This window comes from Piscinibacter defluvii, assembly GCF_004011805.1.
In the GTDB taxonomy this organism is placed as follows: domain Bacteria; phylum Pseudomonadota; class Gammaproteobacteria; order Burkholderiales; family Burkholderiaceae_C; genus Piscinibacter; species Piscinibacter defluvii.
Genome location: NZ_RCHJ01000033.1, coordinates 1 through 13,054, shown reverse-complemented (window position 1 = coordinate 13,054; position 13,054 = coordinate 1). Strand labels below are relative to the sequence as shown.

12 protein-coding genes are annotated in these 13,054 nt (G+C 65.7%); 11 read left to right on the top strand and 1 reads right to left on the bottom strand.

What is annotated here, in order from left to right; translation table 11 throughout:
* The first annotated feature begins 54 nt into the window (after nt 1-54).
* Complete coding sequence (locus D9C15_RS30710; RefSeq protein ID WP_240668664.1) at nt 55-2,337, top strand: helix-turn-helix domain-containing protein; 2,283 nt, start codon at nt 55-57, stop codon at nt 2,335-2,337.
* A gap of 108 nt (nt 2,338-2,445) precedes the next feature.
* Here the strand turns inward: D9C15_RS30710 and D9C15_RS30705 are convergent, their stop codons facing one another.
* Entirely contained in the window at nt 2,446-3,117 is a 672-nt protein-coding gene (locus tag D9C15_RS30705) for a GntR family transcriptional regulator (RefSeq protein WP_240668661.1), read from the bottom strand.
* Nucleotides 3,118-3,236: 119 nt separating this feature from the next.
* Here D9C15_RS30705 and D9C15_RS30700 point away from each other — a divergent pair, with 119 nt between their 5' ends.
* The 10 genes from D9C15_RS30700 to D9C15_RS30655 are packed head-to-tail and all read left to right on the top strand — an operon-like array spanning nt 3,237 to nt 12,978.
* Nucleotides 3,237-3,647, top strand: a complete 411-nt coding sequence (locus D9C15_RS30700) for a cobalamin B12-binding domain-containing protein (RefSeq protein ID WP_011831861.1) — start codon at nt 3,237-3,239, stop codon at nt 3,645-3,647.
* A 21-nt stretch (nt 3,648-3,668) separates the two neighbouring features.
* Entirely contained in the window at nt 3,669-5,102 is a 1,434-nt protein-coding gene (locus D9C15_RS30695; protein ID WP_128003306.1) for a phenylacetate--CoA ligase family protein, read from the top strand.
* 40 nt (nt 5,103-5,142) lie between these two features.
* Nucleotides 5,143-6,102, top strand: a complete 960-nt coding sequence (meaB, locus tag D9C15_RS30690; protein ID WP_240668660.1) for a methylmalonyl Co-A mutase-associated GTPase MeaB — start codon at nt 5,143-5,145, stop codon at nt 6,100-6,102.
* Nucleotides 6,089-7,777, top strand: coding sequence for a methylmalonyl-CoA mutase family protein (locus D9C15_RS30685; RefSeq protein ID WP_128003304.1), 1,689 nt, complete (start codon nt 6,089-6,091; stop codon nt 7,775-7,777). The genes meaB and D9C15_RS30685 overlap by 14 nt, the downstream gene beginning before the upstream one ends.
* Nucleotides 7,778-7,805: 28 nt before the next feature.
* Nucleotides 7,806-8,060 (top strand): hypothetical protein, encoded by a 255-nt coding sequence (locus D9C15_RS30680; RefSeq protein WP_128003303.1) that lies wholly within the window; start codon nt 7,806-7,808, stop codon nt 8,058-8,060.
* Nucleotides 8,061-8,090: 30 nt separating this feature from the next.
* A complete protein-coding gene (locus D9C15_RS30675; RefSeq protein ID WP_011831866.1) occupies nt 8,091-8,672 on the top strand; it encodes a cob(I)yrinic acid a,c-diamide adenosyltransferase in 582 nt (193 codons plus the stop codon).
* 25 nt (nt 8,673-8,697) lie between these two features.
* A complete protein-coding gene (locus D9C15_RS30670; RefSeq protein WP_128003302.1) occupies nt 8,698-10,458 on the top strand; it encodes a 2-hydroxyacyl-CoA lyase in 1,761 nt (586 codons plus the stop codon).
* A complete protein-coding gene (locus D9C15_RS30665; RefSeq protein WP_128003301.1) occupies nt 10,455-11,477 on the top strand; it encodes a gamma carbonic anhydrase family protein in 1,023 nt (340 codons plus the stop codon). The genes D9C15_RS30670 and D9C15_RS30665 overlap by 4 nt, the downstream gene beginning before the upstream one ends.
* 34 nt (nt 11,478-11,511) lie before the next feature.
* Nucleotides 11,512-12,069: a cob(I)yrinic acid a,c-diamide adenosyltransferase gene (locus D9C15_RS30660; protein ID WP_011831869.1), complete on the top strand. Its 558-nt coding sequence runs from the start codon at nt 11,512-11,514 to the stop codon at nt 12,067-12,069.
* A gap of 51 nt (nt 12,070-12,120) precedes the next feature.
* Complete coding sequence (locus D9C15_RS30655; RefSeq protein WP_128003300.1) at nt 12,121-12,978, top strand: 3-hydroxybutyryl-CoA dehydrogenase; 858 nt, start codon at nt 12,121-12,123, stop codon at nt 12,976-12,978.
* Nucleotides 12,979-13,054 lie beyond the last annotated feature (76 nt).

Genomic DNA, 13,054 nt, shown 5'->3' with positions numbered 1-13,054 from the left:
TGAAGGATGAAAGAGTCGATGCACAGGGCAAAGCGCAGCAGACACTTGGCCGTCGTGCCGCCTTCGGCTACGGTTGGCTACGCTTTGCCGGCCCCCTGGCCGCACCCTGCTCCCAGCCCCGCGCCGGCACTGCAGATCGGCGGCGCCCTGCGGGCGGTGGCCGACGCCGCGCTCGGTGGCGATCAACGAGTAAAGGAGGTTGCGGCAGCGTGCTTCGCCGCCGTGCTTGGCGGATGCGGCGTGGCCGTGATCGAACGCGTGGGCGCAGGTTGGCGCTGCGCCAGTGAGAATGCGTTCGGGCCGGGCGAACTCATTGCTGTTCTTCCGACGTCGGTCGCAACGTCGGGCGACATCTCCGTGCTGCCGGGTATCGGCACCTTCGTGCCGGTGAAGCCGGGGATGGGCGTCCTGGCGGATTGCCAGCTCGTCGACGCAGACCGCGCCCAGGTGCTGCGCTGTCTTGCGATCGGCTTCGAACTCGCGCTCACCGCAGCGAACCAGTATCGCGTCACGAGGGACGCGATGGACGAGATCGATAGCCTGCAGCAGGTCGCCAGGCGCATTCTGTCCGCATCCGAACTGGACGAGGTGTTGTTCTCGATCGCGCGAGAGACAGTCCGGCTCCTTGGCGCGGACATCGGCGGGGTGTTTCTTCGAGACGACGACGAGCTCGTGATGCGCAGTTGTGTCGGCAACGACACACTGGACATCGATCGGCTCAGGATGAAGCGCGGACAAGGGCTTGCAGGGCGCGTTTTGGAGACCGGGCGTCCGTGCAAGGTCGACGACTACCTCGCCAGCGATCAGGTCAGCCGCGACTACTTCTGGCTCGCTCGCGACGAGCAAATCCGCTGCGCGGTAGGCGCACCGCTGCTTGCGCGAGAGGGCGTGATCGGTGTTCTCGAGGTTTGGCGCCGACGCGACCTGCCGTTCACTGATCAGGACGAGAAGCGCGTCGCCGCGCTCGCCAATCTGACGGCGATCGCGGTCCAGAATGCCCGGCTGTACGAAAGCCAGAAGGCCGCAGTGCAGCAGCTCACACAGACCAACGAGAGTCTGCGCCAGCAGCACGAGGTCGTGCGTGTGTCGGCACAACTCCAGGACGCCGTCATCGGCGCCCTGCTGGACGGCGGCGGCGTCACCGCGATTGCGCGGATCGTCGCCCGCCATGCCGCCGCGGAGGTCGCGATCCTGGGGACCGATCTCGGGGTGATGGCTGCCTATCCCGTGCCGGTCTCGCCCGGCGACTGGCTCGAGCGGGTGGAGAAGGCCGTGCGGCAGTTCCCCGGGTACGCGAACAACACGAGCGTGACGTCCCGGGAGCGCGACGGCTGGCTCTCGCTGCGTCCGATCGTTGCCGGCGGAGACCGGGTCGGCTGGGTATGCATGCACTCGAACAGCGAGCCGGCCGAGATGCAAGAAGCCGCAAGCCGTCAAGGAGCGGTCGCTAGCGCGCTGTATTGCCTTGAGCAGCGTGCTGCAAGTGTCGCCCGGGCATCCGCGCTCGGCGCGTTGATGTGGGACTTGCTGGAGGGCACGCCGCCGGTCAGGCAATCCGCGCTCGAGCGCTTGGCGGAGTTCCACATCGACCTGCGGGGTCCGCACCGCGTCGTCCATTGCACCATCGAGGGCTTGGCAGAGACGGCGCGCGGCGAGGGTTGGAACATGGACACGGTGCAGCGCAAGCAGCGCGACGTGCGAGATGCGATCGAGCGAGCGCTGAGCGCTGCGGGACTGAAGTTGGCGTCCTCCCGTGGCGATCTGATCGTGGCGATCATCCCAGCGCTGGACGCCGCGCAGGTGACGCGGCAGCTCAAGTCGCTGAACGAGGAGATCCTGGCGAGGGACAAGGTCAGAACGTTCTGGGGCGTCAGCGCTCCATTCGATTCGCCGTCGCAGCTGTCGAACGCCAACCAGGAGGCCAAGTGTGCCGCGCTGGCCGTTGGGAAGCTGGGCACGGCGCAGAGCCCGGTGGTAATTCACGAGCATCTGGGCGTGCTGACGTTGTTATTGAATGGTGGCGGTATTGCCGAGGGGCACGACCTTCGCAAGTACGTCGACCGCATGCTGGGCCCGATGCTCAAGTACGACTCCGCGCACCATGGCGTCCTGGCGAAGACGATCCGGTCCTATCTGGACAACGATTGTTCACTGAAGCTGACGGCGCTGCAGCTTTTCGTCCACGAGAAGACCGTCCGCTACCGTCTCGCCCAGTTCGAGGAGTTGACGGGCGTCGACCTTCGCCGCCACCGCGAACGGATGTCGGTCGATCTAGCGCTGCTGATGCACGACTTCGCGACCCGGTCGACCGGCGTAGCAGGCGAGCGGGCCGGCTGACCACGCGCGGCGAACGCGGCGTTGCGTTGCTGGCGACTTCGCAGGGCCGCGAGATGGCCACAAAGATGGCGACACCAGCCCGAAGCCAGCCCGTCGGCCGCACCGCGTTCAACTATGCGCGACTTGCCGCTCCATGCACCCGACGCGGTCGTGTGCCGCGGTGACATGGGCAATGATGGCACGCGCCGCGCCATCGGCGTCACCTCGAGCGATGGCTTCCAGCACCGCGGCATGTTCATTCCACACATCGCGTGCCAACTCAGGGTGCTGCAACACTTCACCCATGGACCGCCGCAGGTGCTGCCAGTGGGCCTGCATTGACTGAACCACGAGCGGATTCCCGCTGGCCTGGTAGATCCACTCGTGAAAGTCCACGTCCGCCAGTAGTGCGGCGTGCGCGTCGCCTGCGGCTGCAACCTTCCGGCCGAGCTGAACGATAGCCTCGCCCGCAGCGACCTGCCCCTTCGTCGCGCGTACTGCAGCCAGCGAGGCCGCCAGCGGCTCCAGGGCCGAGCGCAGTTCGAAGATCGCGTCAAAGCGGGCGCGGTCGACGGGCGCCACTTGAAGCCCACGCCTTCCGCGGTCTACCAAGAAGCCTTGCACTTTGAGCTGACTCAGCGCAGTCAACACCGGCTGGCGAGACACCTGCAGCTTCTCCGCGAGTTCATCCTGCCGCACCGGGTCTCCTGGCGCCAGAACCCCCTCGCAGATCGCGTCCAGGATCTTCTCGTAGACCTGTTCGACGAGCGGCTTGGTTCGCTGAAGGGATTCGATGCTCATGGTGTCTGCATTATCGCTGCGGCCTAGGGTAAATACCGCATGTCGCATGTCGCATGTCGCATACGATAGATGCATTCTCAGCGACTTGCAACCTTCTTCACCGGAATCAATAGCTCGCCATGGACCAAATCCCGATCCGCGTTCTTCTCGCCAAAGTCGGCCTCGACGGCCATGACAGAGGCGTCAAGGTGGTCGCTCGCGCGCTGCGCGACGCCGGCATGGACGTCATCTACTCCGGCCTTCATCGCACGCCCGAAGAAGTGGTCAACACCGCCATCCAGGAAGACGTGGACGTGCTGGGTGTGAGCCTCCTGTCCGGCGTGCAGCTCACGGTCTTCCCCAAGATCTTCAAGCTCCTGGAAGAGAGAGGCGCCGGCGACTTGATCGTGATCGCCGGTGGCGTGATGCCGGACGAAGACGCCGCGGCCATCCGCAAACTGGGCGTGCGCGAGGTGCTCCTGCAGGACACGCCGCCGCAGGCCATCATCGACTCGATCCGCGCCTTGGTCGCCGCGCGCGGCGCCCGCTGAAGTCAGCGCAGGAGGCATGCGATGGAAGAGTGGAAGTTTCCCGTCGAGTACGATGAAAATTACTTGCCGCCGGCCGACAGCCGGTACTGGTTTCCGCGACGCGAGACGATGCCGGCGCCGGAGCGTGACAAGGCCATCCTCGGTCGCCTGCAGCAGGTATGTCAGTACGCCTGGGAGCACGCACCGTTCTATCGCCGCAAATGGGAGGAGGCCGGCTTCCACCCCCGTCAGCTGAAGTCATTGGAGGACTTCGAGGCTCGCGTACCGGTGGTGAAGAAGACAGACCTGCGTGAATCGCAGGCCGCGCACCCGCCGTTCGGCGACTACGTGTGCGTGCCGGATTCCGAGATCTTCCACGTCCACGGAACGAGCGGCACCACCGGGCGCCCGACCGCTTTCGGCATCGGTCGGGCCGACTGGCGCGCCATCGCCAACGCGCATGCGCGGATCATGTGGGGCATGGGCATCCGCCCGGGCGACCTGGTCTGCGTCGCAGCCGTCTTCAGCCTCTATATGGGTAGCTGGGGTGCGCTGGCTGGCGCAGAGCGGTTGCGCGCCAAGGCTTTTCCCTTCGGCGCCGGCGCGCCCGGCATGAGTGCCCGCCTGGTGCAATGGCTCGACACCATGAAGCCGGCCGCCTTCTACGGCACGCCAAGCTACGCGATCCATCTCGCTGAGGTAGCGCGCGAGGAGAAGCTGAGTCCGCGCGACTTCGGTCTGAAGTGCCTGTTCTTCAGCGGTGAGCCGGGCGCTTCGGTGCCTGGCGTCAAGGACCGAATCGAGGAAGCCTATGGCGCCAAGGTCTACGACTGCGGTTCGATGGCCGAGATGTCCCCTTTCATGAACGTCGCCGGCACCGAACAGAGCAACGACGGCATGCTGTGCTGGCAGGACATCATCTACACCGAGGTCTGTGACCCGGCCAATATGCGGCGCGTGCCCTACGGCCAGCGCGGCACGCCGGTGTACACCCACTTGGAGCGCACCAGCCAGCCGATGATCCGGCTGCTCTCGGGCGACCTCACGCTGTGGACGAACGACGAGAATCCCTGCGGCCGCACCTATCCCCGGCTGCCGCAAGGAATCTTTGGCCGCATCGACGACATGTTCACCATCCGCGGCGAGAACATTTACCCGAGCGAGATCGACGCAGCACTGAACCAGATGTCGGGCTACGGCGGTGAGCACCGGATCGTCATCACGCGCGAGTCGGCGATGGACGAGCTCTTGCTGCGCGTCGAACCCAGCGAGAGCGTTCACGCGGCGGGGGCTGCTGCACTGGAGACGTTCCGCACAGAAGCATCGCACCGGGTTCAGACCGTGCTCGGCGTCCGTGCCAAGGTGGAACTGGTCGCGCCGAACTCGATCGCGCGCACCGACTTCAAGGCGCGGCGCGTGATCGACGACCGCGAAGTGTTCCGGGCGCTGAACCAGCAACTGCAATCGAGCGCCTGAGCAGGCAGGGACCGGAATGACTTACGTTCCCTCATCCGCCTTGCTCGAGCAACTCCGAGCCGGCAATACCTGGGCGCTTGGCCGCCTGATCTCGCGCGCCGAGGCCGGTGTGGCCGAGGCGCGGCCAGCATTGGCCGAGGTCTATCGGCACGCCGGCTCGGCGCATGTGATCGGTCTCACCGGGGTGCCGGGGAGTGGCAAGTCGACTCTCGTGGCGAAGCTCACGGCCGCCCTGCGCAAGCGTGGTGAAAAGGTCGGCATCGTCGCAATCGATCCGTCGAGCCCGTACTCGGGCGGTGCGATCCTCGGCGACCGTATCCGAATGACCGAACTCGCCAACGATTCCGGCGTATTCATCCGCAGCATGGCCACGCGCGGCGCGACGGGGGGCATGGCGCGTGCCGCCCTCGACGCCGTGGACCTGCTGGATGTCGCCGGCTATCACACCATCATCCTGGAGACTGTCGGAGTCGGTCAGGACGAGGTGGAGGTGGCGCACGCATCGGACACGACAGTCGTCGTATCGGCGCCAGGCCTTGGAGACGAGATCCAGGCCATCAAAGCCGGCGTCCTGGAAATCGCCGACATCCATGTTGTCAGCAAGTGCGACCGCGACGACGCGAATCGCACGCTCACCGATCTCAAGCAGATGCTGACGCTCGGCACCATGGTCGGGCCCAAGCGCGCATGGGCGATCCCGGTCGTGGGTGTCAGTTCGTACACAGGCGAAGGCGTCGACGACCTGCTCGGTCGCATCGCCGCCCACCGCCAGGCGACGGCCGACACCGAACTCGGCCGCGAACGGCGCCGTCGCGTAGCCGAATTCCGCCTTCAGAAGACCGCCGAGACGCTGCTCCTGGAGCGATTCACCACCGGAGCGCAGCCCTTCTCGCCTGCGCTCGCAGACAGCCTCAGCAACCGTGCGTCGGATCCCTACGCCGCAGCACGCGAACTCATCGCCCGAACGATCCGCAAGGAGTACTCGAATGACCTGGCTTGAGCCGCAGATAAAGTCCCAACTCCAATCGGAGCGCAAGGACTGGGAAGCGAACGAAGTCGGCGCCTTCTTGAAGAAGGCGCCCGAGCGCAAGGAGCAGTTCCACACGATCGGGGACTTCCCGGTCCAGCGCACCTACACCGCTGCCGACATCGCCGACACGCCGCTGGAGGACATCGGTCTTCCGGGGCGCTACCCGTTCACGCGCGGGCCCTACCCGACGATGTACCGCAGCCGCACCTGGACGATGCGCCAGATCGCCGGCTTCGGCACCGGCGAGGACACCAACAAGCGCTTCAAGTATCTGATCGCGCAGGGCCAGACCGGCATCTCCACCGACTTCGACATGCCCACGCTGATGGGCTACGACTCCGACCACCCGATGAGTGACGGCGAGGTCGGCCGCGAGGGCGTCGCGATCGACACGCTGGCTGACATGGAGGCCTTGCTCGCCGACATCGATCTCGAGAGGATCTCGGTGTCTCTGACGATCAACCCGACGGCCTGGATCCTGCTCGCGATGTACGTGGCGCTCGGCGAGAAGCGCGGCTACGACCTGAACAAGCTGTCGGGCACGGTGCAGGCCGACATCCTGAAGGAGTACATGGCGCAGAAGGAGTACATCTACCCGATCGCGCCGTCGGTGCGCATCGTGCGCGACATCATCACCTACAGCGCGAAGAACCTGAAGCGCTACAACCCGATCAACATCTCGGGCTACCACATCAGCGAGGCCGGCTCGTCGCCGCTGCAGGAGGCGGCCTTCACGCTGGCCAACCTGATCACCTACGTGAACGAGGTGACGGAGACCGGCATGCACGTCGACGAGTTCGCGCCGCGCCTCGCCTTCTTCTTCGTGTCGCAAGGTGACTTCTTCGAGGAGGTCGCGAAGTTCCGCGCCCTACGTCGCTGCTACGCGAAGATCATGAAGGAGCGCTTCGGCGCGAAGAACCCCGAGTCGATGCGGCTGCGCTTTCACTGTCAGACCGCGGCGGCGACTTTGACCAAGCCGCAGTACATGGTCAACGTCGTGCGTACGTCGCTGCAGGCGCTGTCGGCCGTGCTCGGCGGCGCGCAGTCGCTGCACACCAACGGCTACGACGAAGCCTTCGCGATCCCGACCGAGGATGCGATGAAGATGGCGCTGCGCACGCAGCAGATCATTGCCGAGGAGAGTGGTGTCGCCGACGTGATCGACCCGCTGGGTGGCAGCTACTACGTCGAGGCGCTGACCACCGAGTACGAGAAGAAGATCTTCGAGATCCTCGAGGAAGTCGAGAAGCGCGGTGGCACCATCAAGCTGATCGAGCAGGGCTGGTTCCAGAAGCAGATTGCGGACTTCGCTTACGAGACCGCGCTGCGCAAGCAGTCCGGCCAGAAGCCGGTGATCGGGGTGAACCGCTTCGTCGAGAACGAAGAGGACGTCAAGATCGAGATCCACCCGTACGACAACACGACGGCCGAACGCCAGATTTCCCGCACGCGCCGCGTTCGCGCCGAGCGCGACGAGGCCAAGGTGCAAGCGATGCTCGACCAACTGGTGGCTGTCGCCAAGGACGAGTCCCAGAACCTGATGCCGCTGACCATCGAACTGGTGAAGGCCGGCGCAACGATGGGGGACATCGTCGAGAAGCTGAAGGGGATCTGGGGTACCTACCGCGAGACGCCGGTCTTCTGAGCGTCGGCCGGCCATGTCGGGATCCAGCATGCTGTCTCGTGCCGAGGTGCGCCAACTGAAGTCGGCGGTGCGCCGCGAGGCGAACCCGGCTGCGGCCGAGCGGCTGCTGGCCGACAGCGTGCGAAAGGGACACGACAAGCTGGCGCTGCATCGATACTTGGCACTGCACAGAATTGACGCGGCGCGGTGCGCCCCCTACGAGGATTACTGCTGTCAGGTGGCCGGCCGTTTGCCAGGCGAGTCGCTGCGTCGGGTCCTCCGTCACGCAGGCTGGATCGGCTGAGACGCTGAGCACGGCGCAAGGAGTGGTGGCATGAACAGCGATGGCATATCACACGACCCCCGTCGTGGCGACGACGGTACGACGTCATTGGCCGGCGGTACACGGGTCGAGAAGAACAGCCCGTACATGCAGGCTATCGGCGTCGTAGATGAATTGAACAGCCTGATCGGCATGGCAATCGCTTCGGAGTGCGGCTCCGATCTCCGCGTGGTGCTGTCGGAAACGCAGGACGAACTGGTGGCGCTGTCCTCCGAGCTCTCGTCGCCGGGCAGCATCGTCTTGACGCTTGCGGCGCTGCAGCGTGTCGACAAGGAGCTGACCAGGTGGCTTGCGGACTTGCCTCCGGCGGCCGGCATCGTCCTGCCGCGCGGAACGATGGCCGCGGCGCTGTGCTTCAAGGCACGAGCGACATGTCGCACGCTAGAGCGCGAACTCGTCGGTCTCGAGGAGGCGGATCGCGAGTCTTGCGCGGATTCGTTGCGCCTGCCGTATGTCAACCGGCTGTCCGATCTTCTGCATGCGCTCGCCCGAACTGTGAATCGACGTGCCGACGCCGAGGCGATCGTCAGGGCCGCCGGTGTCCAGGCTGGATCGGCAAGTCGGAGCGACTGATACTTCGACCTCGAAAGGAGCGGCGATGAGCCCGGCCACCGTTGGTGTGAACAGCGCCGCTGCCGTGATCGCACGCAAGCTCAAGGCGCTTGAGGTTGATCGCGTCTTCGGCCTGTGCGGCGGCCACATCATGCCGATCTGGATGCGGCTGGATGCGGAAGGCATCCGGATCATCGATGTGCGCGACGAGCGCGCTGCGGTCTACATGGCGCACGCCTATGGCGAACTCAGTGGCAAGCCCGGGGTGGCGCTCGTGACGGCCGGACCAGGCGTCACCAACGCCATGACAGGTATTGCCAACGCGCATGTCTCGCGTGCTCCAGTGATGATCCTTTCGGGCGTTCCCCCCAGGCCGCAACTCAGCCGCGGCGCCCTGCAGGATCTCGACCACGTTGGCATGGTCAAGGGCATCACGCGCTTTGCCCTCACCGTGCACGAGGCAACGCAGGTGCCACGCGCCATGAACCAGGCGTGGGCTATGGCCCTCGGTGACTCAGGCGGCGAGCCTGGTCCCGTGTTCCTAGACTTTCCCACGGACACGCTCCGCGTCGATATTTCGCCGGCCGAGCAGGGGGACGAACATGCGCGCCCAATTGCGCGCGGCGAGATTCATGCCGATCCAACCCTTGTGTCAGAGGCGGCGGACCTGATCTTGCACGCACGGCGGCCGCTCGTGATCGGTGGCCGAGGGGCGCGCGCGGCGAAAGCCGAACTCGAGGAGTTCCTCGCGGCCAGTGGCGCGGTGTTTCTCGATACCGGGGAATGCAAGGGCGTCCTGGCCGACGACCACCCTGGACTGGTGAACGCCATGCGCGCCACGGCCATGGGCGAAGCCGACCTCGTGATCACCCTCGGCCGCAAGCTCGACTTCCAACTGGCCTACGGCTCTCCCGCCGTGTTTAGTGCGGCGCGCTGGTTGCGGATCGCCGACAACGTCGCGGAACTACAGGACAACCGACGCGGAGCGGTGGAGCTCCTGGCTTCGCCACGCCTGGCGCTGCGCGCGCTGACTGCAGCCGGACGAGGACGCGCGTCATCGGTGGACCGAGCTTGGCGGGATCGCCTTTGCACCGGACATGCGGAACGATCGGCGAAGCTCGCTAAGGACATGGCCACAGCCGGCGATGGGTCGGACGGCCGGATGCACCCGAACCGCCTGCTCGCCGAAGTGCAGCGCGCGATCGGTGACGACGCCGTGGTGGTTGCCGACGGGGGTGACTTCCTGGCCTTCGCGCGCGTGGGCATTCGTTGCGGCACCTATCTCGACCCAGGGCCCTTGGGCTGCATCGGCGTGGGAACGTCCTTCGGCATCGGCGCCGCGCTGGCCTGCCCGCAACGCACGGTCGCCGTGCTGACCGGCGATGGCGCCTTCGGTTTCAACGCCATGGAGATCGATACTGCCGTGCGCCACGGCGTACCGGTGCTCGTGGTGGTGGCGAACAATGGAGCTTGGCAAATCGAGGTGCACGACCAGACGACCACGCATGGCAAGGTGGTTGGCACGCGGCTGCAGCACGCCGACCATGCCGCGATGGCACGCGCGTTCGGCGCGCATGGCGAGCGCGTGGAGAGTGCGGAGCAACTGCCGCTCGCGATTGAACGGGCGATGGCGGCGATCAAGTCAGGACAGCCCGCGCTGTTGGACGTGCTGGTGAGTGGCGAGCCCATGTCGTCGGATGCGAGGTCCGGGCTCGCATGGGTGCCGGACCTGCAGGCGTTGGCTGCCTGGGATGACGCCGAGCGTCGGTGGCGCGCAGGGACTGGGCGAATCGGCATCGTGAAATGACTCTTGGGCTCAACCTGATTGCGTACCAGGGTACGCTCCCCGCGTTCGCCTCTCAGCCCGCGGCGGCGCTCCCTGGTCACGCCGTCGTAGGCCGCGTCTCGCTGGGTCGCAACGCATGGCTGGGCGCTGGCGCGGTCATCCGTGCCGACGGACACTTCGTGCGGATCGGTGACGACTTGCACATGGGCCGAGGCGCGACAATCCATATCGCCCACGAGGTCTATCCAACCTTGGTTGGCGCTAGGGTGTCCATCGGCGCTGATGCGGTCGTGCATGCCTGCACCGTGGGTAACGATGTCGTCGTCGAGCGGGGATCCGTGATCCTTGACGGTGCGAAGGTCGGTGACGGTGCCGTCGTCGAGGCTGGGAGCATCGTCTATCCGCGAAGCACGCTGGAGCCTGGCATGTTGTACGCGGGTCGGCCCGCCAAGCTGTTACGGGCGCTTGGCCTGCATGAAGTGCAGAGCCGAGCCGAACTGCAGCGAGCGCGCAATGAGGCATGCGACGTCCGCTGGACGTGCCAACCGATTCCGACCGGAGCTGCGCCCGATTCATTCGTCGCCGGCACCTGCGATCTCTCGGGCAGCGTTCACTTGGCCGAGGGCGCCAGCGTGTGGTTCGGCTGCAGGCTGGATGGTCGCGAGGGGCCGATTTCGATCGGCAGACTCTGCAACGTGCAGGACAACTCGGTGCTTCGGGCTGGATCCCTGGGGATGTCGTTGGGGGATCAAACCACGATCGGACACAACGTGCAGTTGGTGGGCTGCAACGTCGGTGCGCGCTGCCTCGTCGGCATCGGCAGTCGCATCGCGCCCGGCACGCGCATCGACGACGACACCTTCGTCGCTGGCGGCAGCGTCACCGAACCCGGCCAGCACCTGACGGGCGGACGGGTTTGGGGCGGCGATCCTGCACGGCCTATCGGCGAGATGAACGAGGCCAAGCGGACGGCGATCTCGAACATCGCGATCGTTTACGAAAGTTATGCGCGAGCGTTGCATGCCAGCGTACTAGGCTGACTGCAGGAACGGACCGGCACGGAAGCGAGAAAGCATGGGCAAGCGACTCACGAGCATCGTCACCCGCACGGGCGACAACGGCACCACGGGCCTGGGCGACGGCAGCCGACTGAGCAAGACGGCGCCTCGCGTGATGGCCATGGGCGACGTCGACGAACTCAACTCCGCCGTGGGAATGCTGCTGTCCCTCGGCGTGAATGTCGACGAGGACCTGAAGACCTCGACCTTGCTGCGCACCGTCCAGCAGGATCTGTTCGACCTGGGCGGTGAACTCAGCATCCCTGGCTACACGCTGCTGAAGGCGGAGCGGGTCGTGGCCCTGGACGAGTGGCTGCGTCAAGCCAATGCGAGGCTGCCGCGCCTGGAGGAGTTCATCCTGCCCGGTGGCTCTCTGGCCGCTGCGCAGGCACATGTGGCGCGCACGGTATGTCGTCGCGCCGAGCGCTCCGTCGTCGCGCTGGCCGAACAGCATCCCGTCAATGCGACTGTCCTTCAGTTCCTCAACCGCCTCTCCGATCTGCTGTTCGTGCTGGCGCGCCTGGTGAACCGGGTAGCGGGCGGCGTCGACGAGCAGTGGAACCGAAGTCGCTGAGTGCGCCCGCGCACGCCGAACGTTCTCCTCTATCCATACAGGCTCCTTCGCATGGCAAACCCTCCAGGCTCCATCGGCGTCATCGGCGCCGGCACCATGGGCAACGGAATCGCGCAGGTCTGCGCGGTGGCCGGCCTCAACGTGACGATGTTGGACGTCGACGACGCCGCGTTGAAGCGCGGCATGGACACCATCATCCGCAATCTCGACCGCATGGTGGCGAAAGAGAAGCTGACGGCCAGCGCCCGCGATGCCGCGCTGGCGAAGATCAGTACCGGTCTGGACTATGGCGCGCTGCAGTCCGCCGATATGGTGATCGAGGCTGCGACGGAGAACCTGGGACTCAAGCTGAAGATCCTGCGGCAAGTCGCCAACTGCGTCGGCAAGGACGCGATCATTGCGACGAACACCTCGTCGATCTCGATCACCCAGCTGGGCGCTGTGCTCGACGCGCCGGAGTGCTTCATTGGCATCCACTTCTTCAACCCCGTGCCGGTGATGTTGCTGCTGGAGGTCATCCGCGGCGTGCAGACGTCGGACGCAACCCATGCTGCCACGATGGCGTTTGCCAAGACGGTGGGCAAGGTGCCGATCACGGTCCGCAACAGCCCCGGCTTCGTGGTCAATCGCATCCTGTGCCCGATGATCAACGAGGCCATCTTCGTGCTGCAGGAAGGCCTGGCGTCTGCCGAAGGCATTGATGCCGGCATGCGCCTGGGATGCAACCATCCGATCGGTCCGCTAGCACTGGCCGACATGATCGGCCTCGACACCTTGTTGTCGATCATGGGCGTGCTTTACGACGAGTTCAACGATCCCAAGTACCGCCCAGCGCTGCTGCTGAAGGAGATGGTCGCCGCCGGCCGCCTCGGCCGGAAGACCAAGCAAGGGTTCTACAGCTACTCCTGACGCACGACAGCGGAGATCCCGGCGATTCGAAAACGCCGGGTTTCATTGTGGCTCAGGGGCCTCAGAACGCCTTCAG

What these genes read in the sequence shown, in the direction of transcription:
- D9C15_RS30700 (WP_011831861.1), top strand. Translation starts at nt 3,237, where the DNA reads ATGGACCAAATCCCGATCCGCGTTCTTCTCGCCAAAGTCGGCCTCGAC.
- D9C15_RS30685 (WP_128003304.1), top strand. Translation starts at nt 6,089, where the DNA reads ATGACCTGGCTTGAGCCGCAGATAAAGTCCCAACTCCAATCGGAGCGC.
- D9C15_RS30705 (WP_240668661.1), bottom strand. Translation starts at nt 3,117, where the DNA reads ATGAGCATCGAATCCCTTCAGCGAACCAAGCCGCTCGTCGAACAGGTC.
- D9C15_RS30695 (WP_128003306.1), top strand. Translation starts at nt 3,669, where the DNA reads ATGGAAGAGTGGAAGTTTCCCGTCGAGTACGATGAAAATTACTTGCCG.
- D9C15_RS30680 (WP_128003303.1), top strand. Translation starts at nt 7,806, where the DNA reads ATGCTGTCTCGTGCCGAGGTGCGCCAACTGAAGTCGGCGGTGCGCCGC.
- D9C15_RS30670 (WP_128003302.1), top strand. Translation starts at nt 8,698, where the DNA reads ATGAGCCCGGCCACCGTTGGTGTGAACAGCGCCGCTGCCGTGATCGCA.
- D9C15_RS30660 (WP_011831869.1), top strand. Translation starts at nt 11,512, where the DNA reads ATGGGCAAGCGACTCACGAGCATCGTCACCCGCACGGGCGACAACGGC.
- D9C15_RS30665 (WP_128003301.1), top strand. Translation starts at nt 10,455, where the DNA reads ATGACTCTTGGGCTCAACCTGATTGCGTACCAGGGTACGCTCCCCGCG.
- D9C15_RS30655 (WP_128003300.1), top strand. Translation starts at nt 12,121, where the DNA reads ATGGCAAACCCTCCAGGCTCCATCGGCGTCATCGGCGCCGGCACCATG.
- D9C15_RS30675 (WP_011831866.1), top strand. Translation starts at nt 8,091, where the DNA reads ATGAACAGCGATGGCATATCACACGACCCCCGTCGTGGCGACGACGGT.